At 43.4% G+C, this 25,237-nt stretch carries 23 protein-coding genes; all 23 read right to left on the reverse strand.

The features are described from left to right. Positions 1–289: 289 nt before the first annotated feature. Entirely contained in the window at positions 290–1,108 is an 819-nt protein-coding gene (locus L2082_RS09640) for a class I SAM-dependent methyltransferase (RefSeq protein ID WP_446011678.1), read from the reverse strand. A 154-nt stretch (positions 1,109–1,262) separates the two neighbouring features. Beyond that, positions 1,263–2,198 (reverse strand): glycosyltransferase family 2 protein, encoded by a 936-nt coding sequence (locus L2082_RS09645; protein ID WP_446011679.1) that lies wholly within the window; start codon positions 2,196–2,198, stop codon positions 1,263–1,265. Then, positions 2,195–2,965: an FkbM family methyltransferase gene (locus L2082_RS09650; RefSeq protein WP_446011680.1), complete on the reverse strand. Its 771-nt coding sequence runs from the start codon at positions 2,963–2,965 to the stop codon at positions 2,195–2,197. Before L2082_RS09650 ends, L2082_RS09645 begins: the two co-directional genes overlap by 4 nt. Before the next feature lie 13 nt (positions 2,966–2,978). Continuing rightward, a complete protein-coding gene (locus tag L2082_RS09655; RefSeq protein ID WP_446011681.1) occupies positions 2,979–4,265 on the reverse strand; it encodes an ABC transporter ATP-binding protein in 1,287 nt (428 codons plus the stop codon). Positions 4,266–4,347: 82 nt separating this feature from the next. Then, positions 4,348–5,220 carry an ABC transporter permease gene (locus L2082_RS09660; RefSeq protein ID WP_446011682.1) on the reverse strand — a complete coding sequence of 291 codons (873 nt, stop codon included), beginning with the start codon at positions 5,218–5,220 and terminating at the stop codon, positions 4,348–4,350. Between the two features lie 479 nt (positions 5,221–5,699). Next, positions 5,700–6,686 carry a hypothetical protein gene (locus L2082_RS09665; protein WP_446011683.1) on the reverse strand — a complete coding sequence of 329 codons (987 nt, stop codon included), beginning with the start codon at positions 6,684–6,686 and terminating at the stop codon, positions 5,700–5,702. 299 nt (positions 6,687–6,985) lie between these two features. Next, positions 6,986–7,876, reverse strand: a complete 891-nt coding sequence (locus tag L2082_RS09670) for an O-antigen ligase family protein (protein WP_446011684.1) — start codon at positions 7,874–7,876, stop codon at positions 6,986–6,988. 976 nt (positions 7,877–8,852) lie between these two features. Next, positions 8,853–9,839 carry a hypothetical protein gene (locus tag L2082_RS09675; RefSeq protein ID WP_446011685.1) on the reverse strand — a complete coding sequence of 329 codons (987 nt, stop codon included), beginning with the start codon at positions 9,837–9,839 and terminating at the stop codon, positions 8,853–8,855. Then, positions 9,832–10,176, reverse strand: a complete 345-nt coding sequence (locus tag L2082_RS09680; protein WP_446011686.1) for a hypothetical protein — start codon at positions 10,174–10,176, stop codon at positions 9,832–9,834. The genes L2082_RS09675 and L2082_RS09680 overlap by 8 nt, the downstream gene beginning before the upstream one ends. Positions 10,177–10,584: 408 nt before the next feature. Beyond that, positions 10,585–11,769, reverse strand: a complete 1,185-nt coding sequence (locus tag L2082_RS09685; RefSeq protein ID WP_446011687.1) for a DegT/DnrJ/EryC1/StrS family aminotransferase — start codon at positions 11,767–11,769, stop codon at positions 10,585–10,587. Then, positions 11,770–12,204 (reverse strand): MaoC family dehydratase, encoded by a 435-nt coding sequence (locus tag L2082_RS09690; protein WP_446011688.1) that lies wholly within the window; start codon positions 12,202–12,204, stop codon positions 11,770–11,772. It abuts the gene before it with no gap. Beyond that, positions 12,201–12,866, reverse strand: coding sequence for an acetyltransferase (locus L2082_RS09695; protein WP_446011689.1), 666 nt, complete (start codon positions 12,864–12,866; stop codon positions 12,201–12,203). The genes L2082_RS09690 and L2082_RS09695 overlap by 4 nt, the downstream gene beginning before the upstream one ends. A gap of 76 nt (positions 12,867–12,942) precedes the next feature. After that, positions 12,943–13,071, reverse strand: a complete 129-nt coding sequence (locus L2082_RS09700; RefSeq protein ID WP_446011690.1) for a PglD-related sugar-binding protein — start codon at positions 13,069–13,071, stop codon at positions 12,943–12,945. Beyond that, a complete protein-coding gene (locus L2082_RS09705) occupies positions 13,068–13,679 on the reverse strand; it encodes a sugar transferase (RefSeq protein WP_446011691.1) in 612 nt (203 codons plus the stop codon). The genes L2082_RS09700 and L2082_RS09705 overlap by 4 nt, the downstream gene beginning before the upstream one ends. Positions 13,680–13,708: 29 nt before the next feature. After that, positions 13,709–14,869, reverse strand: a complete 1,161-nt coding sequence (gene wecB / locus L2082_RS09710; protein ID WP_446011692.1) for a non-hydrolyzing UDP-N-acetylglucosamine 2-epimerase — start codon at positions 14,867–14,869, stop codon at positions 13,709–13,711. Then, complete coding sequence (locus L2082_RS09715) at positions 14,866–16,086, reverse strand: glycosyltransferase family 4 protein (protein WP_446009480.1); 1,221 nt, start codon at positions 16,084–16,086, stop codon at positions 14,866–14,868. The genes wecB and L2082_RS09715 overlap by 4 nt, the downstream gene beginning before the upstream one ends. A gap of 39 nt (positions 16,087–16,125) precedes the next feature. Further along, complete coding sequence (locus tag L2082_RS09720; protein ID WP_446011693.1) at positions 16,126–17,934, reverse strand: alginate lyase family protein; 1,809 nt, start codon at positions 17,932–17,934, stop codon at positions 16,126–16,128. A gap of 30 nt (positions 17,935–17,964) precedes the next feature. Continuing rightward, positions 17,965–20,115, reverse strand: coding sequence for a bi-domain-containing oxidoreductase (locus L2082_RS09725; protein WP_446009478.1), 2,151 nt, complete (start codon positions 20,113–20,115; stop codon positions 17,965–17,967). 37 nt (positions 20,116–20,152) lie between these two features. Next, positions 20,153–20,404, reverse strand: a complete 252-nt coding sequence (locus tag L2082_RS09730) for a hypothetical protein (RefSeq protein WP_446009477.1) — start codon at positions 20,402–20,404, stop codon at positions 20,153–20,155. Between the two features lie 162 nt (positions 20,405–20,566). Beyond that, entirely contained in the window at positions 20,567–21,637 is a 1,071-nt protein-coding gene (locus L2082_RS09735) for a transposase (RefSeq protein ID WP_446009476.1), read from the reverse strand. A gap of 68 nt (positions 21,638–21,705) precedes the next feature. Beyond that, complete coding sequence (locus tag L2082_RS09740) at positions 21,706–23,487, reverse strand: IS1634 family transposase (protein WP_446009475.1); 1,782 nt, start codon at positions 23,485–23,487, stop codon at positions 21,706–21,708. Between the two features lie 224 nt (positions 23,488–23,711). Next, positions 23,712–23,945, reverse strand: a complete 234-nt coding sequence (locus L2082_RS09745) for a hypothetical protein (protein WP_446011694.1) — start codon at positions 23,943–23,945, stop codon at positions 23,712–23,714. Between the two features lie 214 nt (positions 23,946–24,159). After that, complete coding sequence (locus L2082_RS09750) at positions 24,160–25,119, reverse strand: IS91 family transposase (protein WP_446011695.1); 960 nt, start codon at positions 25,117–25,119, stop codon at positions 24,160–24,162. Positions 25,120–25,237 lie beyond the last annotated feature (118 nt).

Below are 25,237 nucleotides of genomic sequence, written 5' to 3' on the forward strand. Positions count from 1 at the left end.
ATTGATCGGTTAATAAAAATGTATTTTCTATCATAACCGGCACCTTTGCCAAAAATGGCTGTTCAACCGGCAGAGCCGTTGAACTCTGACCACCCCCAGAGGGGGTGGTTTTCTACGATGAAATAAACAAATTCTGGTGCTCACCCACTAATACTTTGTTTTAAAGGATGCTGAAACGAAGTGTTATTTCAAACGAAAGATCAACAGTATAAGCACTTCACTTAAAAACCACTAATTGATTTATCGTTATTATATTACTATCGTTTCAACACCCTTTATAGGTTTTAATTCACTTTTCATTGGAAGAATTTTTACTTTTTTGGTTACCAAGTATTTTTTTGACATATTGATAATCTTTCCCAATAAAGTATTTTTGCTGCTCTAGCCTGTTTTTTTTGGTCCTTTTCCCAAGATAAGAAACAATTTTTTCTATTATGACATCAAGTATTCTGTATTTCTTTTGAAAACAGAAATTATAATACTTTTGTCTTGTAAACAGATGTAGATCATGCCCATTTGTATAAAATTGTACGGCTAAACTCCGTGCCATATTCTCCAGGGTTTCTATAGAAAAGAATGAGATATGTTGCCCGGTTTCAGGCACAAAATACCACCAATCGTTTACTGAAGTTATGTTTTTTTTATGAAGTGACGTAGAAAAAAGTACTGAATCAGACATTGACAATAGTCTGGTCATTTCAGATAAGGGATCCTTACAATGTTCAAGAAACTCAAAGGCGGTAATCAACTCAAATTTTGAATCTTGCATAAAATTCTCAATATCAAAAAATTGAGCGAACAAATTCTGACAAAAAACATCATGCCGAAAAAAATCAAATCCATTATCACGCATAATTCTGACAAACAGACCGTATCCACCAGCATAGTCAAGAAATATACCATTTTTATTAAAATATCGATATATTATATCAGTAACAATAGGCTCTAGCTTGCGATTACGACTCACTAGCCCAATATCTAGAGAAGCAATAGCATCGCCATAGGCTTCCTCAAGCCAAAAAGGTTCTTCAGTATTAATAAATTTACAATTATTACATTTATAATATGATATAGTGTATTTATTAAGAACTTTTGTTCTAAAAAGCATCTCTTGCTTACAATTGCAAATCAGACAGTCTCTCCCCATCTATCTCACCCATGAATTTCAATATTTGTTATTGAAATATAATGTTTAAGCTGGAATTGGAGAATCCACAGCGTTGGGATAAGCTCGAAATGTCAACCCAAAACTCGTCACTTTTTTAACAATTTTTCTTAAGAATTCGATTTATTAGAATAACGCCTAATTTTCTGACCAAACTCAATATGCTTTCAGTCGGGATATTGAAGTGATTAGCCTCTGTATATTTATCAGCGATTTGATCTCGGATTACGATTTCAGGATGCTTTAAGGGAAACTCAATCTTAGACTGATTAATACATGATGCAGAATCTTTATCATTTTTAGTATGCGTAGCACCATCCCCAAAACCAATATTTGAAACAAGATTTGTACTTGGTAGGATTGTAAACCCACTCTGGGTTAAACAAGCAAAAACCCAGGGAAAATCCCAAGTATCAATTTCTTTATTATGCATTCGTTCAAATATACCATGCCAGAACTGAACGACATTTATATCACCGCCAAAAATATCGGTCAAATATCCCTTTGCTTTTATTGCTGGCCATTTTCCAAGATCTCCATCCCAGTATTTCCAAGCCCTTTTCCATGTAGCCCAGCCCCAAACATGTGGAAAACGTGAAAAATAATAACTTTCACCAGTCCTCTTTTGACCACCCTGAAAATTATTTCCTGATATCATCATGATCCTAGTGTCATATCGATACTTCTCTAACAGTTCCTGACAAAAAGGAAAAAAACTAGGGTCAGGTACACAATCATCCTCAAGTATTATTCCTTCTTCCTCATGTTCAAAAAACCAAGTTATCGCACTGCTGACAGCCATCTTACAGCCTAGGTTTTTATCGCGAAAAAGGGTTTTCACCTCACAGTCCCAATCAATATTAGTTACAATAGAGCGTACTTCCTGAACTCTTGCGTCTTCCCCTGCTTTCTCAGGGCGAGCACCGTCTGCAGCAATATACAGCCTTGAAGGCTGGACTTGTCGTATTGCTTCAAAAACTCGTTTTGTTGTGCCTGGTCGGTTAAATACTAAAAAAAGCAATGGAGAATTCAATTCTTTTGTCCTTTTAACAGTTGCTCATCCTTCATAACGAAAAAAAGTGTATTCAGGGCTTTGGCATACAAATCATAGCCTTGAATTTGCAAGTAACTATTAACAGGAGAATCTAGTTGTTTATTAATTACTCTTTCCTCTAGATCTTCAACTAATATTACATAAGGTCTATATTTATCCCAATTATTAGAACGAAGTACTCCTAAATCAAATCCCTCAACATCCACACTTAAAAAATCAATATATTGCCCCTGAGGCATATACTCATCTAAAATATCCTCTAAACGACGACACAATACCTTTTTTTGATCTACTACATGATATTGCTCCATAGTGCCCCTTTGATCTGCTAACTCCTTTGTGAAAGTATTCAGTGCCGGTTCATTGAACTGGTAATATATTAATTCTTCTTCGTTTTCATATATTGCACATTCAATGTTGATATCAAATGGTCTTATATCTTTAAATTTCTTCATGCTTCCAGGTAGAGGATCAATATTTATACCCCGCCACCCTCTCAGATAGAAATAATACGTATTCGAAAACCTCTGCGGGTGATGTGCACCGACATCAACGTAAAACCCTTCCTTATTTTTTCCTTCAAAGAGTCGAGAAAGAATCATATCCTCCCCTTCCTGAGAAAAGGACAAATTATGATAACCAAATATTTTTTTATCATAAATACGGTAATTATTTGGAAACAGGAAAATAGCCACAGCTTTCTTGATACGGGATATAAACCTATCAATACTTAATGATTTCATCATGGATCTCAACTTTTCAAGCTAAATTTTCCCAGCTTCCTCGAAGTAATACTGGACCGACACCACTATGAGGTACATTGCCCGTACCATAGAAATCTCCGGCCTGCACATTTATACTTCCAATCGGCTCATGTGGCCAATCAGCCTCTATCCTTCCAACCATCAAGCGTGCTCCAACCATGTATTTCCCCTCTGAAAAAGGAAAATCTTCAATACGACATCGAAAGGTTCCTTTTTTAGGAATATCCGAAAAAGTAACACCAGAAAAGTCACTGTATAAGATAGAGAGTGTCTCTCCGAGGCTTCCGTGAATAGAGAAGCCTAAACAAACATTCTTTAAAGAAGGCTTGTTGCTATTAATTTTATAATCAAAAGCAAGTATAACTGATTTGCCTGAAGCAACTGCTTCCAACTGATTTCCTTTTTCATCCTCCACAGCACAACCTGTAAAGACAATTTCTTTATTGCCGGTACGTTTAATATTTTCTGGCAAGACTCTACTATTAAATATCCGTTCTGCTGAGCGGAGATAAAAGCTAATCGCCTCTTTAACATCACCATCAAAGCTAGTTGTGCCATAAGCTGTTACCAAGCATCTTGAGCACAGTTTTTCAATCGCTGCCATATGATGACTCACAAACAATATTGTTCGACCTGTCTTACTGACATCTTGCATTTTTCCCAAGCATTTCTTTTGAAATTCAGCATCACCTACCGCCAGCACCTCATCGATAATCAAAATCTCGGGATCAAGATGCGCTGCAATAGCAAAAGCAAGACGCACATGCATTCCTGATGAGTACCGTTTCACCGGTGTATCTATAAAATCCTCAACTCCTGAAAAATCAACTATTTCATTAAGCTTAGCCTTAATTTCCTGTTTTGACATACCAAGGATAGCGCCATTCATGAAAATATTTTCCCGCCCTGTAAGTTCAGGGTGAAAACCAGTACCAACCTCCAGAAGGCTTGCAATCCTGCCTTTTACTTTTACATTCCCTTTGGTAGGAGCAGTCACACGGGAGAGAATTTTTAATAGCGTTGATTTGCCAGCCCCATTCTTTCCGATAATACCTAGTATTTCACCTTGCTTTACCTCTAGGTTGATATCACGCAATGCCCAAAACCGATCTCCCTCAATCTGTTTTTCCTGCCCAGCCAGCATGGGGGTGATTTTAGAATTTGGATCTTCCTTTCCACGCACCTTAGCCCACCAGGACTGCAGATCATGAGTTAATGTTCCATGGCCTATGACACCAAGGCGATACTCTTTCCAGAGGTTTTCTATTTTAATGACAGGCATGGTTCAGGGATTAAAGATTGTATAATAATGATATCTTGTAAGTTTTATAAAAATTCACACAACAATTGATGACTCAGTAAAATCAAACGGTATCCATAAAGGTTTTCTCAATACGGCTGAAAAGTACCACACCCGCAAAAACAATAAGCAAGGTTACCGACCAGCTGACCGCTATTTGGCTCAGCTGAATTGCGCTTGTGCCAAAAAACATGAATCGAAAACTCTCCACAAGAGCTACCATTGGATTAAGTATATAGTATGGTAGCAGCCAGTCTGGAATTTGGCTTAAAGGATATACGATAGGTGTTGCATACATCCAGAGCTGTACCAGAAAAGCCATGGCAAACTTAAGATCTTTGTATTTAGTCGTCATTGATGACAGTAAAATTCCCAGGCCAAAGCTTAGCAGTGCCATTTGACAGAGGAGTATAGGCAAAGCACAAATCCACCACGTCGGTTGGATTGGCACCCCCTTCACCATAAAATAGAAATAAAATCCCAGAAAAAGAAGCAGCTGTATGGCAAACTGCAGGAAATTCACAATGACGGTTGCCAATGGCACGGTAAGTCTCGGAAAATATACTTTTCCAAATATCGTCGCATTGGTGTTAAAGGTATTGGATGTAGTTGTTAAACATTGTGAAAAATAGCCCCACATGACGTTTCCAGCCATATAGAAGAGAAAAGGAGGAAGCGAGTCCGTCGGAATTTTGGCAACCCTTCCAAAAATAATGGTGAAGACCAACGTTGTGAACAGCGGCTGGATTATATACCAGAGTGGGCCGAGGATTGTCTGCTTATAGAGCGTAACAAAATCCCGTTTTACAAACATGCCAATTAGATCACGGTATCGCCACAGCTCCTCAAGATCAATATCAAACCACCCGGTTTTCGGTTTGAGGATTAAATCCCACTTTTCATCTGAAGCTTTTGTCACTGTAGTTTCACTCGCCATGGTCTTTCTGTATTTCTTAAGGGTATTGAAACGAAGTGCTGTTCTTGACGATAAATCAAAGAGATACGTTTTCGCCAGAAAACCATTAAATACTTAATTTATCGTCCTTATATCAGGTTCGTTTCAACACACTTTTCTTGTGCTTGAGTAAAAAAAAATCACTAGTCATCAATGAACTCTAGCGAGCACTCGTTTTCCTGAAAACACATAAAAACGATGCTTTGCTCTACTACTCTCCCTGCTCACAAGTCCTGAGAGGTTCGGTCACTGTTTTTTGAACTTTTACAATTTTATAAAAATACACAACACAGTTAACTTTGCAAGTCTTTTCTTTTTATTTGAAAAATAGCTAATTGATTACAAAAGTTCAGAAATCAGGCACTGAAATATTTTTGCTTTCAAATAGTTGCACCTTTAATATTTTGTTTAAAGTTTCTAACACAGGTATTGGTTGCACAATTTTTTTGAGAAAAAGGCTATCATACTAACCCTTCGTTTGATTTTTTCAGGATAGAATCTGCCAGGTTCTTGAGGATCCCAAGAAACAAAAAAATATACGAATTATAAGCGTATCTATAATTAAAAATTGGCTCATAAAAACATTGCATTATAAACACTAAGACCAAAACAATTATTGAATTTTTCAGTAAACCACTGAAGGCAGAGTAGTTATAAATTATACGAACATATTTTAGGTGAGATACCTGGAACAACAATAGCAATGCTAACGAAATAATTCCACCTTCTCTTCCAACGTCCAACCACATATTATGAGCGTACATACTACACTGATTGTATTCAGTTATCAAACAATCATTACAACCACCAAAAGGATATTCAAATAAACTCAGACTACCGGCATGCCATAATTTAAAGCGTGGACTGTTTTCTATTCCCTTATTAATAAATCTATCGAATGTAGGAATATTAACCAAAATATATACAACTAAACCGACAATTAACAACAAAACGAGAGCTTTGGTGAGATTGACTCCATTATTTAACCTTGCTGTTTCCCATATAATTTTTGCCAAAAACAAGATAAAAATAACGAGGAACACGACTATAGGTCCGCGACGTTCCATCTCCACTACTAAAAGGCATGCTGTACCAATAACAACTACAAATAAAATGCATTCAGGAAAGGATATTTTTCTTTTAATAAAAATGTCTTTGTAATGATAGAGTGTCATTGGTACCAAGGCTAATAACGGTGACAATAAATCAGACACCTCGGTTGTTGGAATAAGTTCTTTACGTGGCCATGCAACATGTAAGAGGTTCGGATCCAAACCATATTGATCAAAAAATATAAAATTGAGCACGACATAAACCAATGAACCCAGAAAGAAAGCATATATAAGATAGAAAATTTTCCTATTTGAAACAGCATGCTCAGTGTTAAATATTAATGAAGCTGCTCCTAATTGGTAAGCAAAAAAGTAATAGAAAAGACTTTCTACCATGTGAGAAAAATTAACCTCACCGTGAAAACATCTCGTCGAAAGAAAACATACCAAAAACAAAAATAACAGCACTGAGGTGGTCGTAATTATTTTTTTATAATCAACCAATAGCAGAACGGCTATTCCAAATAAAAACATACTTAAGTGTCCTAATTGCAGGCCAAGGACGAATAAAGTAAGTGTTAAAAAGCAGACAGGTTTCGTCTCGGCAAACTTAAACAAGTAAAAAAACAACGTGTTGGTGGTGGATCTATCTTGATTATCACTTGACATATTCATGTTTTTATTTAGAAAAAAAATTACACTTTTTCAGCATGCTTTGTTCCATCAGAAATTGCTAATGCAAAATTCTTTAACAACCCTGAAAGAAAAAAACCGTACATAATATAAACAAAAGAAGACTTGGCAAAACCAGAAGCTCCTGAAAAAATTGGGGCTTCCTCAAAGATTGGATCTACAAAATAATTCATCATTAAGGTGAAAATTAAAATCAAAAGCGAACTTTTTAAAAACTCACTGATCTCTGGATAATTAATTATTTTCCAGACATATTTAATATGCGCTATTTGAAAAAATAATAGTAATAAAATTGAAATAATTCCTCCATTCCTTCCAACGTCCAGCCACATATTATGGGCATATATGCTAGTTTGTCCATACTCACGAATCAGGCAATTATTACAACCTCCTAACGGGTACTTAATTAAAGAATCAATACCAGCACACCATAAATTAAACCGAATGCTATTAGTAACACCGTCAACAATTTTGGTGATTATATCTGTATTAAAAATCAACCAATATATTCCACCTACTGAAACTAATATAATTGCCATTTTATATACCCGTGACACAACGACATTTGACCATTTACGATTTAATATAAAGCTGATTACAAAGATTATTGATACTAGTAATAACATCGCTAATGGCTCAACTCTATCCATTATTATTGTTAAATATAACGATGCACTTGTTATAGTTGCCAATACTACAAATTCAAAAAAATATTTTCTTACATGACGAAAAATATTCGCATAATAATAGATTGATACTGGAATAAGAACAATTAGCGGAGACAAATAATATGTGGTTGCTGTCCTTCTCATTATGCCAAAAGATGGGGTACAAATGCGCACTAAATTTGAACTTATATCAGATTGGTCAACAAATGATACATTAATGATCAAATAAACCACAAATCCTACAAAAAAACCGTACAGTAAGCAGAATAATTGTTTATTTGATATCTTATTGTCGGTATTGAATATTATTGATGCGGCCCCTAACTGATAAGACAGAAAATAATAGATGAAATATTTTATAAATTCAGGAAAAGTAATTATGTTATTGTGATATGTTTCCCCAAGAAAATATATCAAAAAGAAGAACAATAAAATTGAAGTTCTTGAGAGTATCTTCTTGTAATCGACCAATAGCACAACAGCTACTCCGAACGTAAACATACTTAATGCTGTGATCTGTAATCCCAACATGAACAATGTTATTATCATAATGTTGACCGGTTGAGTCTCGGCCAATTCCATGAGATACCACCGTATGGTGTTTCTATCTTTAGCTGCTTGAAAATTTGCAGTTATGTTCAACATTAGTTATTCGTTCTTTGTTGTTAGTTTTTTGAGGCAGAGTCTTTATTTTTTCTCAATTAAAGCAAAAGGATAATGAAATTTAATGATTTAATAATAAAGAAACGTCAGGAGCCATAGTAGCGGTAGGTTGCACAATTGGGCTACCAACTTAAACCGGGACAAAATTTTGGGTTCAGGGACTCTGAATTTGACAAAAACCCGCTATGAGCAGGGGGCGCAACGACCTACGCAATTGCTTAATTTCGCAGGATGACTCACCTTAAGTTGGTAGCCATGTTGGGTAAAAACTTGAAGAGCAATAAATTGTTTGAAAGGACAGTTGGGAAAGGATAGATTTCTAGCTATTGGTGAGCAACGGAGAAAAGTCTACAAAAGTAAGGCTGTGCTTACAAAGCGATAACCTTACGGTATGATCGCTACGCCTTTTAGGTTGAATTTGACGAAAGGAATAATAATTAACGGTAGCTTAGAGAGGTTACTCAGGGTAAGTTGAAGTAGTCACAAGAAACATGCGTAATGTGTTTTGCCGACTTCACGTTAAGTGACGTTTTACAATTTATTCCGACATGTTTGCAGATTCGTTTTTTTGCCCCGTTACTCTTCTTCCGTCCGCACTGTCATCAGAGCGTCTAATTTGCTGTTCGTGTAACTTCTTGAGTTCTGATCGAGTTAAACCCGTAAAAGGATCCAGCTCATCTTGATCATTTTTGCTCTGCTCGTAAAGTTTTAACTGTTTTTGGTGAAGTTCCTGTAGTTGTTGTCGAGTTATATTTGTTCCTGGAATTATTTGATCAGGATCATTTTTTAGCATTTCATATTGCTGAATTTGATTTTGATGCAAAACCCGCAGCTCTTCTCTTGTAATTCCAACTCCTGGAATTATCGCTTCAGGATTAGCCAGTTCCTTTTTGTATAACCTGAGCTGTTCTTTATGCAATGTAGCGAGATCTTGTCTTGTAATTCCAACACCTGGAATTATCGCATCGGGATTAGCCAGTTCCTTTTTGTATAACCTGAGCTGTTCTTTATGCAACCTAGCCAGATCTTCATTGGTCATATTTGGTAAAAAAGGAATAATTTCTGTTCCTGTAGAACCATCACTAGAAACAATATTATACTTTGTCTCTCCAAACACTTGGACAATGATCTTTCGCTCTGGGGCATGCCCAAGTAGTATGGTGTTATTTTGATCTTTGAATAGCCTCCTTAAAATTTCCTCCACTGTTACACTCAAGTAGCTGCAATGAATTGGCACCTTAGCCATTCTGCTCTGGTAAATAATTTTGGTTTTAAAAAAGGATGCAACTTCCTTCAAAACCTCTTCAACGGCACGACCATTACAATCAAGGTTCATTTTTTGTTCAAACCACGACTCACTTGAATGTAATCCCACGTCAGCTTTTTCTTCAGCTAAAGCCTCAAAAAGGGGGCCAATAGTCAATAGGCTAACGGTAATGAGCGTACAAAAAATTCCTTTGAAAAATATATTTGCGCCTCCTCTAAAAAAAACAGATGAGGCGCATTTTCGGATTAGATCACTCATTAACAAAAAGAACGGTGACTAATGAACCAGGTGTTATACCCCCAACTTCAACCCATAGGGATTTACCCAACGAATAGGATGTTAGAAGTGTAGCTAAACCTGAATCACCAAGGTCAGTGCCTATATAAAAAGGAATTACCCCAGACCAAGCTTCGTCCTGATCCTCACAGTCTAAACGGACTAAATATGGGGTTGCGTCTACTGTTTCAGTAGGCGAAACCCCCACTTTCTTGATAATGGCCTTCGCACATTCTTCTGCGTAAACTGTACTGGTGCTAAAGAGAAAAAAAAGGGATATTAAGCTTGCCCAAAAAATCGTTATGTGTAGTTTTTTCATGTTACCTCCTCTTCAAATGATATTATCTTTGTTTAAAAATCCGTTCAACCTGTAGAGCATGGAGAATAATCACAAAAATACATCCTTAATTATGCTTTTCCCCAACACTGTACCTCCTTAATGATGAAGAAAAAATCGGATGAATTATATTATATATTCATTCTATTATACAACTTTAATATATAGTATAAAAGCATATTTTTTTTTTATTGTCAACAAATATAAACATAAAAATTATTTTCTTAAACAACCTTTTAAAATTATTAATGAAAAAACGGACTACATGTTCGACCCATTCGATTATCTCAGGCGACACTGGTTCCACTTGGTTCAACCATTAACCCCTTTTAATTTCAAAATATCTTCAAGCGTGACTCCTTCTTCAATGCCCAATAACTACTCCCTGCATTATTTGACCTCGTTGGCAATTCCGCTCATCACCGCAGCCACTACCCTGCAAGTCTTCTTGATTTCATCATCCGTCAACGCAGGATGAACCAGAAACATTAAACTGGTCTCCCCCAGGGCCCTGGCAACGGGCAAACGTTCCAGAGGGCGCCAGCCTGTACCGTCAAAGGCCTTCTCCAGATACACCTCTGAACAAGATCCCGAAAAACAGGGCACCCCGGCAGCATTAATCTTGGCCATGATGCGATCACGACTCCAACCGTAAGGGAGCGCTTCGGGCTGAACAAAGGCATAGAACTTATACCAACCATGCTCCATACCCACCGGCGGTAACGGCATCCGCAGCGCAGGCAAAGTTAAAAAGACCTGGGCAAGCCGCTCGGCATTGGCCTTGCGACGGGCATGCCAATCAGCCATGCGGCGCAGTTGAATGCGACCGATGGCCGCCTGCATCTCGCTAAGCCGCCAGTTGGTGCCAAATGATTCGTGCAGCCAGCGGAATCCAAGTGGATGCTGCCGCTCGTATACCGCTGACCAACTCTTACCATGGTCCTTATACGCCCAGGCCTTCTCCCACAACTCCCGATGGTTGGTGGTCAACATCCCTCCTTCCCCGCCGGTGGTCATGATCTTATCCTGACAAAAAGACCAAGCTGCTACATGGCCGATGGAACCCACCGGCCGACCTTTATAGCGTGCTCCATGGGCCTGGGCGCAATCTTCAATAACGTACAGACCATTTTCCGCAGCCAAGTCCATGATTGCGTCCATGTCGCAAGGCCAGCCAGCCAGATGGACGCAGATCACTGCCTTGGTGCGGGGGGTGAGCACGGCTCGGATCGTCTCGGCAGTAATATTCTGGGAATCGGCATCAATGTCGGCAAAAACCGGTACTGCCCCGGCTGTCACCACGCAGGAGGCTGAGGCAATAAAGGTGCGAGGCGTAACCACCACTTCATCACCGGCACCCACACCCAACACCTTAAGGGCCAAATCCAAAGCCAAGGTGCCGTTAGCGAGCGCCACAGCATACTCAGTTCCGCACCAAGTTGCAAATTCCTTTTCAAACTCCCGGCCTTCGTTACCGGTCCAATAATTGACCCTATTGGAAAGCAGAACACGGCTGACGGCATCGGCCTCTTCTTTGGTGAAGGAAGGCCAGGGGGAAAAGGGGGTACTCAGCACCTACACATCCTTAGGAATAAAAATATCTGCCAAACCGTCGATTACGACTTTATTTTTGACACTGCAGGTTGTTCTGAATTTGACGTGCCTTGTCACTAGGTCAACCTCAATAACTTCAACTTTTGCAGTTACAGTATCATCAATATAAATTGGCCTTTTGAATTCGATAGCCTGGGAGACATAAAGACACCCCGGCCCAGGTAATCGCATCCCAAAAATCCCAGAAAAAAAGCTCGTGGGCATAAGACCATGCACTACCCTCTTTCTGAATCGTGAAGACTGAATATATTCGTCACTAACATGCACAGGATTGTAATCGCCGGAAAGTCCCGCAAAATTCTTGATGTCATGATCTGTAATAGTTTGAGAATAACTGGCCGTCATCCCAACATTGATCTCATCAAGTGATACGGGCTTACATGAAAAATCGCTCATCCTCCTAACCTCTCCTTTCTTTGCATTTTTTTTGATGGCGTTGCGACGACCAAAGCACCGGCTGGTACATTTTTTGAGACAATTGCACCCATACTAATCGCAGCGCCTTCGCCTATAACCAAAGGCTTTCCTGGTTTGCCTTGCTTGATGATTGCTCCAGAACCAATGTAGACATTATCTTCAATCTTCACATTGCCGTTACATTTCACTCCCGGAGCAAATGTTACGAAATCACCGATCACGCAATCGTGACCAACGTAACTATAGAGATTGGCATGGAAAGATTTACCGACAGAAATGTTAGACGTAAGAGTGACGAACGGAGCCAAAACAGAATTTTCACCAATTCGGCACCCATCAAGTATCACAACATTTTGTGCAAACACTGACCAGTGTTCAACCTGACTCTCTTCTAGCTTATCAAATAACTCTTTGCGTATTGATGAGTCGGCTATTGCCAGACAAACTTTTTTAATAGTTTGATCTGACCGCAGGAAATTTTCAAATCCGATTACTTCGTATCCATTATAAATCTCTCCGGCCTTGCCATCGTCTATAAAAACAAGCTTCGCATCATTATCACCTGGTAACATCTTTCTAGCCAAGGGCATTACTTCTCGGCCAAAACCACTAGCACCATAGACCGCATAGATATTACTCATTCTGTTATTCCTCCTCTTAACCATTAAACCTAGTCATGGCGACTTCTCCGCTAGCCGCCCCAGCCTTGTGAAAGCACTATACAGCCAGCTCAGCCCAGCGGTCATCAAAAAACACCAACTCACTCCAGGCATCAATCTCACAGGCACAGTCACCCACCACCTTGCCATGACCGCTGGCCCCAAGAATCAACAAACGTCCGCTCATGGCTTGATACTCCCCACATCATTGCCGCAAAATTTTTGCATCGTTACCTCGCCTTCTGCGCTAATCCCTTCGCGAAATAAGACCTTTCTGATAGTCAACCAGATAATCTTAATATCAAGCCACAAAGAACGATTATCCACATACCATACATCCAGCTTGAACTTCTCTTCCCAAGAAAGAGCGTTTCTCCCGTTCACCTGCGCCCATCCAGTAATTCCAGGGCGCACCTCATGACGGCGAGCCTGCTCAGACGAATAGAGCGGCAGATATTCCATCAGTAGGGGACGCGGCCCCACCAAGCTCATCTCACCTTTCAAGACATTTATCAATTCAGGCAATTCGTCCAGGCTTGATGAACGCAAAAAACTACCAAAAGGCGTGATTCGCTCCGAGTCCGGTAGTGGGTTGCCTTCCTTGTCATAGGCATCACGCATGGTACGAAATTTAATCATTTCAAAGGGCTTACCACCTTTACCCGGACGGGTTTGGCGGAAGAATACGGGTGCGCCAAGTTTGCATCGAACCAACAACATCAGAAGCAGAAGTACAGGAGCCAACACCAGCAAGCTGGCACTAGAGAGGGTGAGGTCAAATAAGCGCTTCATCATAGCAGTTCCTGATCCCAAATAGAGCTAACTTATTTTAACAACTCGGTTACAATACGTTCTGCAGTATGACCATCCCATAACTCGGGGCGGGTAGAACGGCAGTCCGCTGCCACATTGTCTCGGTAGGCGTTACGGATACTTTCTATTTTGTTTCCCACCAAAACTGAAGCCCCGCCGTGATCTCTAAGCGTAACCGGCCGTTCGGTATTCCAGCGCAGGGTCAGACAGGGGGTACCCAACACACAGCATTCTTCCTGAAGTCCGCCGCTGTCCGTGAGCATGATTTGAGCACCCATGTTCAGCCGCAACAGCTCATGGTAGCTCAATGGATTCATGAGTACCAAATTTTCACAGGCCAAGGCTCTTTTCCAAATACCAAAGGTCTGCATCTGTTTCTGTGCCCTGGGATGAACCGGCCAGAACAGGGGCATGTCTGCGGCTACTTCATCCATCAAAAAATCCAGTATGGCAGTCAGCACCTTTTGCTCATCCACATTGGATGGCCGGTGCATGGTCATGGCGGCAAATCGGTTTTCCCGAACAGATCTTTTCTGCTCTGGGCTCAAATCTGCCTGGCCCGGCAACAGGGCCTGGCTAACAATCTCATATGGGTCCAGGGCCTCAGCCCTGGACCGCTGGGCTTCCAGGGTATCGATCATGATATTTCCCACAAGCCGGATCTTCTCCTCTGGTACCCCTTCCTGCAGCAGATTTTCACTGGACAGCCTATCTGGCGTCAGTAGCAGATCAGCCAATCGGTCGGTCACCAGGCGATTAATCTCCTCGGGCATGGTCATGTCCCGGGATCGCAGGCCTGCCTCAATATGGGCCAGCTTGACATGTTCTTTTTTAGCGGTGATGGAACAGGCACATGTAGCATTAACATCACCGACCACTACTACCCAATCCGGTCGCTCCTGTTGCAGTACCTTTTCAAAGGCGATCATAGTATTCCCCACCTGCTCGGCATGGCTACCTGAACCGATGCCCAAGTTGATGTCTGCATCCGGGATATTCAGATCCTCAAAAAAAGAGCGGGACATGCAGTCATCATAGTGCTGGCCGGTGTGGACCAGGATATGGTCAATGGTTTCTCCATCTGCCGCCCCATTGTGAGCGTTAATGGCATGGATGAAGGGGGCGATTTTCATAAAGTTGGGGCGGGCACCGACAACAGAGATTATTTTCATTTTTTATGCCTTTCCAGGAAATCTACAAATTCAGTGGAGAGTTTTTGTCGGGAAAATGCCTTTTCCGCCAGACGACGGGCATTTTTGCCACAGGTCTTTCGCAGCTCTGGATCATCGGCCAGTTGGCACAGGGCATCAGCAAAGGCTTTCGGGTTTCGGGGCGGTACCGCCTCCCCGCATTGGTGCTCGGTGATCATGTCTGCCAACCAGCCGGGGTAGTTGCTCACCACGGGCAGGCCTGAGCTGATATAGTCAAAAAACTTGTTGGGCGAGGTGCCGTAATAAAATGCTGGTACATCACTCAGAATCATAAGTCCGATATCACAGCAGCTAACCATGCGGTTAAGCTGGTTTTTGGGCATAGGTTCCAGGAACCGGCAGTTTTTAAGTCCTTCGGACCGGGCACGTTCCTTCAGAAGCGGCTTGAGCTTGCCATCCCCTATAAACACCAACACAATATCCTTTCGTCCCCGCTTCAGAAGCACATGGGCCATATCCAGAACCGCATCCAAACCATTGGCAATACCATGTGCCCCGGTAAAAATGGCCACACAATCCTCCGGCCCCACTCCCGGTAAATCAAGATCTTTCCGGCTGCCTGGTTGAAACAGATCCAGATCACACCCATTGGGGATCATGGCAATAGATTTGCCAGCAACAGAGCGTTGCTCTATGCCCTTTTGGATTCCCGGAGACAATGCGATACACGCGGTAGCGGCCCGATAACTGAGCCATTCCAGCCCAGACATCCCTGCCAGCACCAGGGGATTTTTCACCACCTCCATGGCTTTGGGTAACTCCGGCCACAGATCACGTACTTCAAACACAAAGGGTTTGTTTCTCAGGTACCGGGCAAATATCCCAGGAATCCCTGCTGTCAAAGGCGTGGTGGTGGCAAACACCAAGTCATAATCCATGCGCAGTGCCAGAAGCACGCTGTTGAATGCATACTGCAAAAAGATCCAGCTCCGTTTGGGCAGGCTCATATGGTTGCTGTATTCCAAATTGAATTGGATCATATGGATATCGTCAATAATACCTTTGCGCACTGGATCATCTGGTTTGCCCGGCAATCCCAGATCACCATTGCCACTTTTGGCACAAATCATGGTTACCTGATGGCCCCGGGCAATCAACTGCCGAGCCATTTGATAGGAACGTATTCCTCCTGATCCTGTAGGCGTGGTAAAATATTGATGGAAGTAGAGGATTCGCATAAGTACCGAAAAAGGAGCTGTCTCTTTTTGCTCTGCTGATCAATCAATAAAGATGAATGAAGTCTTCACTGTCCCGGCTTCAGCACTTCTGATTTCCAGCACAAGGACATTATGCCAGTCCAGATAATAACGGGATTCTGGCAGCTCTGTTAGAGACAGGGTTATATCATTTTCTGCTTCCACGAGCAGTTTCATTTGGTCACAGAACAGTGCCCTGTTGTCCAATTTCCAGTCAGCAGGCGCAAGATGCCAACGAATAACTGCCTCCTGCGTGAAGCCTACAAAGGTATCGGTCACAGAACATCTGCCCTGCCTGTATTGCACTTCACGGATATGCTGTGCCCCCGAATAATCCGTGTAACCGCTTCGGACCATCCCGGCATCCATATCGCCGCTGACCTCATCGGGTTGCAACCAAGCCCCGAAAAGAAATCTGCCCAGTCTGGGCATCTGATCCCGGTTGTCAAAGCAGATGCTATTATGGCTCACTGTTCCCGGAAAGTATTGCAGACTCTCCTCGTCCGCATTATAGCTATATGAACCTGCGTCTCTCACCCAATTTATTTCGTTGTGCCACAAATCAAGATGTAAGGCGTCGGCATGGCTGGGACGAAAGCGGTATACTGGCAAGCGCAGGAGGGCAAAGCCGCTGTTATCCCGGAAACAGGCATAACCGCCTTGTGCCATAATAGAACTTCCTGCTTCATTCAGCAAGGGAAACTTACTAAGGTCACAGGAAAAGACCTTAAGCAGAGGATGATTGACCTCGTTCGGCCATGCAGCTCGCTGGAGAAAAACTGCCGCTCCCAGCTGAATACTCGGTCTGAAATCACGATACTCACCGCCTTGCAAGTTAAAGAGATACGCTCCATCATTGGGGCCGAGGTTGGGCGCATCGCCTGTTCGGCTGTCTGTCATTGTATGCAGCCATCGTACCGCAGCTTTGATACGCTCATAAAAAAGGGCTTCAAACGGTTCCGCCTCAAGCCGTATCCGGAGCAGTTCAACAAAGGAGAGTATATCCAGCGTGAAACGATGGTAGGTGACGGAGTGCTGGGAAAAACTGCCGTCCGGCATAATGAGTTTTTTTATTCGGTTCTCCAGCCAAGAACGACCCTGTTGTGACCATTTTTCTGCCTTCTTCTGCTGCGCTGGAGTACCGTGTATCCTTAAATACTGCCCGACTGCAAATAAAGCAGCCGCTTCGCTCACGCCATGATTGTTGTCCTGCGCCATAGCGTAGCGGAGCGTGGGCACAATCCGCTGCAGATGCGTAGACAGAAACTGGAGAAAGCCGTCAAACGGGTGGTCAAAGCACTTGTCAATACTCAATGCTGCTGCCAGCATATTCAGACAGCGCAACGATGCCTCTTGCCCGCATTTCCAGTTGACACCGCTGTTCACCGGATTCTGTTTAGCCCAATCCCGCAACCACAGCTCAAGCCGGGCGAGGGCCTCCTTGTCTCCGTTCCGATATGCCCAGGCCATGCAAGGGAGCCAGTCAAACCGGGAGGCCTCCCACACCGTTTTGATATCACCGAGTTCCGGCATGAAGTCAGGAATCGCAGACCAATGGCGGTCTGAATCCGGGCAACGAGTACCGTTCCACGGATTGATAAACCAGTCGGGCGGAGAAGTAGCTTGAATTGTATGAAAAGAAAAATAGCTGAACGGGAAACAATTTTCAGGTTCAGCAACGGTATCAGAAAAAAACGGCCCTTGGATCGGCTGGCCGACAGGGAGGCGATGTTTGTAATAGCCTGCTTGTTTTGCCAAGCGATAGAGGGCGACAGTTGCGATATTGGGCAGGCCGAGGCGAAGGTATGTGTTCAGTTTGAGCCAGCGCAAATATATCTGTTTCCTCGTCACAATAACTGCTTACCCCTGCTGCCTCAACTGTTCATCCGCCTCAATACTCACCCGCGCAACCTCTATCAGTTCCTCAAAAGGAATAGGCATAGCTGTGCCCTGTGCAATACTCTCTAAAAACGCAGCAGCACAGGCCCCCTGCCCTTTATCCTGCCACATCAGGTTCATTTTCTTAAATCCTTGCCAGCCGTATCCTTTCAGCTTGCGAAAATTATCCAGCTGCAGCACTGCGTCTCCAGCAAAGACTTCGATGCGTTCTTTGGGGAATGCCTTGCCGCCGTTGGCAAGATAATGGATCGTGCCGAATGAGCCGTCGGCAAAACCGAGGGTGATGGCAGCCTTGTCCTCAGTTACTTCAAGAGTCGGATGATCCCCCATCCGCCGGGCCTGTACCGAGATAATCTCGGAACCGGCCAAATAGCGCATCAGGTCGATATAATGACAGGCTTCCCCGATAATACGACCGCCGCCCACCGCTTTATCCTGAATCCAGGTATCTGCGGGTATGGCACCGGCATTCATGGTCATGATAAAGACCTTGGGTTGTTTCACCGGAGCAAGCAGCTCTTTTATCTTCACGATCTGCGGAGCAAACCGGCGGTTGAATCCCACCATCACCTGAGGTGGCGAGGCGAAGTCCTTTTGGAGAGATACAAAGCACTCTTTAATTGTATCCAGCTCTTCCAGAGTAAGACACAGAGGCTTCTCGACAAAGACATGCTTCCCTGCTTCCAATGCCTTGATGACATAACGGGCATGAGTGTTATGGCGGGTGACAATAACAACCGTGTTGATCTCATGATCCGCAAACACCGCCTCCACATCCGTGGCAGCCTGTTGAAAACCGTTTTTCTCCCCGTGATGGGCTGCACTCACTCCACCGCTGGAAACAATGGTATGGAGTTGGGCACCTGCCTTGACAAAAGCGGGAATCAGGATACGGGAAGCATAATTACCAGCCCCGATAAAGCCGCATATCGGGCTTTCAGCCGTAAAATTGACTTTTTTGTTGAGAGTCACCCGTGTGGCCGCCGCATCACCCTTCTGCTCAACATTCCGGTACTCCAGTAGGATGCCGAAGGCATGTCTGTCATCACTCAGCACCTGATAGGCGGCAACCGCATCGCTAAAGCTGAAACGATGGGAGATCAGCGGCTGAATATCAAGTCGCCCTTCGGCCATCATATCCAGCACAGCCTCAAAATTGCGCTGCTCTGTCCAGCGGACATATCCGAAGGGGTAATCCCGGCCTTGGTCCTCATAACTGCTGTCGTAACGTCCCGGACCATACGAGCAGGAAACCTGAAAGCTCAATTCTTTCTCGTAAAAATCAGCACGGTTCAGTTCAAGTCCTGTTACCCCGACCAAGATAATCCGCCCCCGTTGACGGCTCATACGGGCGGCCTGACTGACCGGATCAGAGGATTTTGTTGATGCGGTGATCAGTACACCGTCAACACCCCGCCCTTTGGAAAACGCCATTCCGGCTTCAACCGGATCTTCACCTTGCGCAAGGTCAACTGTCTCCACCCCGAACTGGCGGGCCAGTTCAAGTTTTGCCGGATCAAAATCAATGCCGAGCACCCGGCAGCCGTGGGTACGCAGGAGCTGAACCGTGAGCAGGCCGATCAATCCCAGACCGGTAACAACAAAATATTCTCCGAGCGTCGGTGCGGCAAGACGGATTCCTTCAAGACCTATTGACCCGAGCACGGTAAAGGCGGCAGTCTCATCACTGACAGTATCTGGAATCCGTGCGCAGAGATTTTGTGACACAGCAACCATCTCGGCATGAGAACCATTGGAAACGACCCTGTCTCCTGCTTTCAAGCCGTAGACTTCAGCACCTGTTTCCAGAACAATCCCAACATTGCAGTATCCCAACGGCAGGGGCTGATCCAGTTTGCTTCTGACCGCATCAATAGTGGTTGCCAGCCCGTCTGTTTTGACCTTTTCCAGCACCATCTTGACCTTTTCCGGCTGCTGACGGGCCTTGTCAAGCATGTTGGCCTTGCCGAACTCTACAAGCATTCGTTCAGTGCCGATGGAAATAAGACTGGAAGAAGACTTAATGAGTACACCTGTCTTAGGGGTTTTAGGAACAGGAATGGTCACAAGACGAGTTTCACCGGAAAACATGTTCTGTAGAATCTGTTTCATAATATTTTAACGCCTTTCCAGACAAAGTATAGAGAACTTAACGCCCTTCGGGCGGACTTTTTACTCCGGTGTAATGCAAGGTTTCCTGGTTGCACCCCGGACAACCAAGAACCGGCATATAACCTTCATGACTTCTTCCCTCAAACTCCGCAAAACCTAAGTCGAAATCAATGATGGCTTCGTTCACCCAAACTTCACAATTACAGTGAGAACAACGATAGTTGTACTCCTCTGGTGGCGGGCCGAACGGCTTGTCCTCCTGCATATTCATCATCACACCATTTATCATACGTACCAGACCTCATCCTTTCCTCTTCATCGTAAAGGACACCATAATCCGGGTGCCATAACTTCCAGAGAATCATTTCGCGACCACAATTCCGACAGATAAACGGATCCTTACCGCTCATCTCCTGGTACTCGACTATCAAGTTTTTCCCTAGAACCCCTTTCACGAAGCACAAGCCTTGTAGGACAACGAAGGTGTTGGCTCCATTCTCCCCAGATCTCGTCCACTCATATGTTTGCCGGAAGGAACAAGCTGAAAAAACTTTTTGACTTTCTTTCCTAACTTTTCAATCTTTTTTCCAGCATTGTCTTGCTGAAGCAGAAACTGGACAAATTCAAGCAATCCTTCCATTTGAGCTCTTCGTCGCAGGCTGCCTACGGTAAACGCGGGCAGTTTGTTGTCTATGCGGGCTGCCTGCTCAGGATGAAGAAGGAGGCAGTGGTCGAACAGCAGACTCAGAATCAGGCTTCGGCTTGATCCCTTCTCATCAAACTGTCGGGCCTCCTGCCCCCAACCCTCATAAAGCATCCAGTCCTCAAAGAAAACCTCTACAAGCCATCTCAAGGTATAGGCTCGAATAATATCCTCTGTTCGCCAGCTTAGATCTGTGGCAACAAGATAACGATAATCTTTTTCACCTTCATGCTTAATCGCAATAACAAAACGTTTTTTACCATGCGCTTTAACATGGAGTCGGGCACTGGCCACGGTCATTTTGACTTCTTCACCGCCCCGGACACGCACTTTACGTGTTGTCCCTTTGCAGGTTGTATTAAAAAAATCAGACAGATTCCTTTTGCGCCCCCGGTAATATATAATTTGATCGGAACGAAGCTGACTTATCACCTGGCTTATACCGAGTATACTGCAAGCCTCGTCCATGAAATCACCGGTTCCGTACAAGGCATCGGCCAGCAGGCTTTTTACAGAGATTTCCGGGTGATTTTGCTTGAATTCTTTAAGCAATTCCAATGCCAGTCCCTTTTTTGTCGGATATTCCGGATCAGGATCGGGACTCACTGGTCGTTTTTTCTTTGCAACCCCTTTCTTGCGAAGTTTTTCATCCTCTTTTTTCCAGGCAGTTTGAACAGGATCGGGCATGTAGAATTTGAAACCGACAGGAAAAGTAATGCTGTCCGTCACCAGAAGCAAAAGAATGACTGTTTGACCATTAACATAACCACCTGTTTTCTTATCTCTCTGTTTGTATGCCTTATCCCAACTTCGTGACACAAAAAGTCAAAGTTATGCAAAAACAACAATTTACTCGCTTTTCGACTGTTCCTATGGCACTACAAATTTTATTTTGCTGAAATCGTCCTCTTGATAATTCTGCCAGGATGATGAGGCAGGCCAAGAGCGTCATATATTCTTTGCTGTCTCGGTTCCGGGCGACAGCTTTTTCGGATATGAACCGTATCTCCATTTTTGCATTGTACAGTGACAGTGATTCTGCTATGGTCGCCCATCTGTTCACGAATGGTCTTCCAGCTATCGTAAATGTCTACTTTTTTTAATCGATAGCGTATTGCCTGAATCAGGTGGTAGGCAAGCACACTGATAAACAGGTGCCCTGTAACACGCTCAGTTTGCTGGTGAAATACAGGCCGCAAGCCAAGTTCCGATTTCAGAGAACGAAAAACCGCTTCAACGTCAGTGAGCATCGTATAGGTGCTCCAAAGTGTTTTTTCATCCCAGTCTTGACAGGTTCTGATACAATAAACGCCCGGTAATGTTTGCTTTGTATTGTCTTTTGGCTGAGGCTCCCAGGTAATGAGCGTTGCGTTGCCGCTCTGTTCATCCTGCTCCACTGCAATCTCGTACTGTGCCGCAGCTTTGGGATACCGTTGTTTTAATCTTCCTATCTTTTCGATAACTTTATCATAATTCTTGAGGCAACCCTTTTTGTTCAGGCCCTTATCCAGTTTTTCCAAAGCCTCCTCAAAGCGTATCGCAAAGCGGTTATTGATGGCCCGCTCTTTTTTCTCACGTTGGGTTGAGTGGCAATACAAAAGGATTTCACCGGTTTTTTCGTCAACGACCTTTTGTGCCTTCACAGTGCCCTTTTTGTCTTTTTTAACAAAAACAGCCTGTTCTTCATCAAATTCGCGATGCTTTTTTCGACTGACAACCAGATAGGGATACCCCTTGTCTTTCAGCCATTGGACATTCTCCTCGGTGGCGATCCCGGCATCCATAACAACAGTTGGTTTTTCTTTTGTAAACAGACCATTGGGCGGATATTTTTCCTCCAGGTCTTCAATCATTGTGGCAAGTGTTTTTGCTTCACTCACATTTCCTTCGAACACATTGCTTTGTTTGATAAAACCTTGCCCATCCAGCACCACAGCCAGGGTCACCAGAGAGCAATCAGAGCGCTTTTCCTTGGATCGGCCACGCGCAGCCAGGGTATTGTTGCCAGATGCTCCTTCGAAATAAGTGTTGGTCAGATCATAGAGGGTAATCGTCTCTTTCAGCCTGAAAATACTCCGTTCCTGCCCTGAGAGATGCTCTTCCAGTGCTGTTTTGTGTTGCAGAAGCTTATCAGCGATTTCGTACATGCGGCTCAGGCTTATCTTTTCGAAATCATATGAAATAAGTTCACCAAGTGCCGAAAAATTCTGCAGCCAGTCATGGGTGGCTCGTTCACTACCAGGATGACATGCCCGACCAATTATACTGCCAAGGGCCGCAGCAAGCTGAGGGCTGGTAAACCCGAGTTCTTTCAACTTCTTGTCAAGGCCAAGTAGCTGAAGTGCCTCAAGAAGAAGATGCTCGCTTCCCACTGTGCGCGACCTGAGAGCTTCCAGGCTGTTCAGATCCACCTCGCGATAATCAGGGGCATCAGGAGCCATTCTGTCTATCTCATCCTGCTGTTTCGTCGATTGAATTATCAGGGCTGCGTAACGTTGGGCCATGCGCTCAAGTTCCGGTGACACAGAGAAAAGGCCCTGCTGGCCACTGAGAATATCTTCAATACGGCGGCTGAGATCGGGCCACTGCTCTTTTGGCAGGGAGAAATCCGTACCCAGGTTCAAAAGAGTATACTGCCGTACCCCTTTTTCGGTTCGACGGGATTCCACCTACCGATAGGTAAAATATTTGCCGCCACCCTTCTTGCTCTTGATTGATGTTTTTCGGATATACATGGGCGTATATTGACCGATCTTGCGGATTATGTCAATCCCCGCCCGGCACTCTCTGGCACTACATCAGAAAGTCAAAAATCCGTGTTTAATAATTACAGGTAGTTGAAGGAGTGACAAGGCACAAAAAAGGGCATTTTTTCCTGTTTTGAGCACAATTCCTACGAACTTGGGTTATGGATCCTTTTTGTTCTTTTACAACGGGCCCGGTCCAACTCATCCAACACAAGGGTGTCTTCTGTAATATCGAATCGTCGCAAAATAAGCTTGACACTTGCGATCAGCAGATGATTCCGGAATATTTTGCCATGACGAAATATCCACGAAAGAGCTGCTTTTTTATAACCGCCAAAACCGGCACGCTCAAAGCTGGTCCAGTTTATAGAGTTCATCATCAATATCCCAAAAATACAGAATGATAACCACTTCTTCTGAATACGGGAAAGCCCGGCGGAAGGGTCATGCTTTCTCAAACTGCTGTCAAGCTCATCCACGAATTCTTTAATAAATGTAGGGGTATTATGAAGTATCAAAGGCTTATCTTTTATTAAAAATTAACAGATTGGGCTAAATGTTCCGTTAACTATAACAAATCCGACCTGATTTTGCTCAATCAAAAAACTTGATAGTCGAGTGGTAGCGCTCCCGATATGTTTTCTCTCTTATTATCTCATAAACACCCTTGATCACACGCCCGACCTTTTGCAAGCCTTCTTTGATAGCGTCAGACCATTTGGTAAAGGTTTTCGTTGCTTGCAGGCCGTAATAACGAACACGCTGGAAATTTTTGGGCATGATATGTTGAACCATGCGACCAATAAAAGTATAAACATCAACCGTAACCACTTCCTTCCTCTTGGTTTGATGATCCTTATACCAATAGGTCACATACTTGCCGGTGTATTTTATGATTCGACGAACAGCTATTGGTGGAGAAGCAACATATTTAGCCAGATATCTTGCCAAACCACGACATTTTTCAGGAACATCTCCCTTGGTTACAAAGGCAACAAAACCTTTGGGGTACTTTTCGTACAAATCATTGATCAAGGCTTTCATCTCTACGCTCCGGTCAAAGTCTCTGAGCATTTTAAAACGATAATATTGCCATTTTTTATGAATGATTTCATAAGGAAAATATCCCAGCTCACGCCATGACCCAGTTTCTTCATCAATACCACCGCTTGTCATGATAATATGAAGATGTGGGTTGTATCTACCGGAACGGCCATGGGTCTGAACGACAATTATTGCCCCAATTTTAACCTTTTGCTTGAGGACATAACTTACTACATCCTCCAGGCAGCTATAACCGCAACGCATAAAAACAGACAACAATTTCCCTTTAAACCTGTTTTTATAAAAGAATTTCCGTAATTGTTCAGGAATCGTTAAAACTATATGACGATAGCGCAAACCAAGTCGGAGCATTTGACTGACTTGAGCGACAAAGTCATCTGTATATTTTTGAGCACAGGACAGACAAAAGGAACCTTTGCAGGTAAAAGCAACTCGCCGCAAATCACCTCCACAATGCGGGCACATATACTCACTGTAGCCTAATGGCACGACCTTAAGTGGTTGACCACAGGATTACGCCGTTTGTCTTCTTGGTACTGTCAAACGAGGGTAGGCCTTTGGACGACGCTTCACAGCCCGCGGTTCACTGCGACCTGGTCTATTTCCT

It is taken from the genome of Candidatus Electrothrix sp. (genome assembly GCF_052785085.1).

Bases quoted from the DNA above. Each gene is read 5' to 3' on its own strand.
- L2082_RS09640 (WP_446011678.1), bottom strand. From the start codon at position 1,108: ATGCTTTTTAGAACAAAAGTTCTTAATAAATACACTATATCATATTAT.
- L2082_RS09650 (WP_446011680.1), bottom strand. From the start codon at position 2,965: ATGATGAAATCATTAAGTATTGATAGGTTTATATCCCGTATCAAGAAA.
- L2082_RS09655 (WP_446011681.1), bottom strand. From the start codon at position 4,265: ATGCCTGTCATTAAAATAGAAAACCTCTGGAAAGAGTATCGCCTTGGT.
- L2082_RS09660 (WP_446011682.1), bottom strand. From the start codon at position 5,220: ATGGCGAGTGAAACTACAGTGACAAAAGCTTCAGATGAAAAGTGGGAT.
- L2082_RS09665 (WP_446011683.1), bottom strand. From the start codon at position 6,686: ATGGTAGAAAGTCTTTTCTATTACTTTTTTGCTTACCAATTAGGAGCA.
- L2082_RS09675 (WP_446011685.1), bottom strand. From the start codon at position 9,839: ATGAGTGATCTAATCCGAAAATGCGCCTCATCTGTTTTTTTTAGAGGA.
- L2082_RS09680 (WP_446011686.1), bottom strand. From the start codon at position 10,176: ATGAAAAAACTACACATAACGATTTTTTGGGCAAGCTTAATATCCCTT.
- L2082_RS09690 (WP_446011688.1), bottom strand. From the start codon at position 12,204: ATGAGCGATTTTTCATGTAAGCCCGTATCACTTGATGAGATCAATGTT.
- L2082_RS09695 (WP_446011689.1), bottom strand. From the start codon at position 12,866: ATGAGTAATATCTATGCGGTCTATGGTGCTAGTGGTTTTGGCCGAGAA.
- L2082_RS09700 (WP_446011690.1), bottom strand. From the start codon at position 13,071: ATGAGCGGACGTTTGTTGATTCTTGGGGCCAGCGGTCATGGCAAGGTG.
- L2082_RS09705 (WP_446011691.1), bottom strand. From the start codon at position 13,679: ATGATGAAGCGCTTATTTGACCTCACCCTCTCTAGTGCCAGCTTGCTG.
- wecB (WP_446011692.1), bottom strand. From the start codon at position 14,869: ATGAAAATAATCTCTGTTGTCGGTGCCCGCCCCAACTTTATGAAAATC.
- L2082_RS09715 (WP_446009480.1), bottom strand. From the start codon at position 16,086: ATGCGAATCCTCTACTTCCATCAATATTTTACCACGCCTACAGGATCA.
- L2082_RS09725 (WP_446009478.1), bottom strand. From the start codon at position 20,115: ATGAAACAGATTCTACAGAACATGTTTTCCGGTGAAACTCGTCTTGTG.
- L2082_RS09730 (WP_446009477.1), bottom strand. From the start codon at position 20,404: ATGATAAATGGTGTGATGATGAATATGCAGGAGGACAAGCCGTTCGGC.
- L2082_RS09745 (WP_446011694.1), bottom strand. From the start codon at position 23,945: ATGATGAACTCTATAAACTGGACCAGCTTTGAGCGTGCCGGTTTTGGC.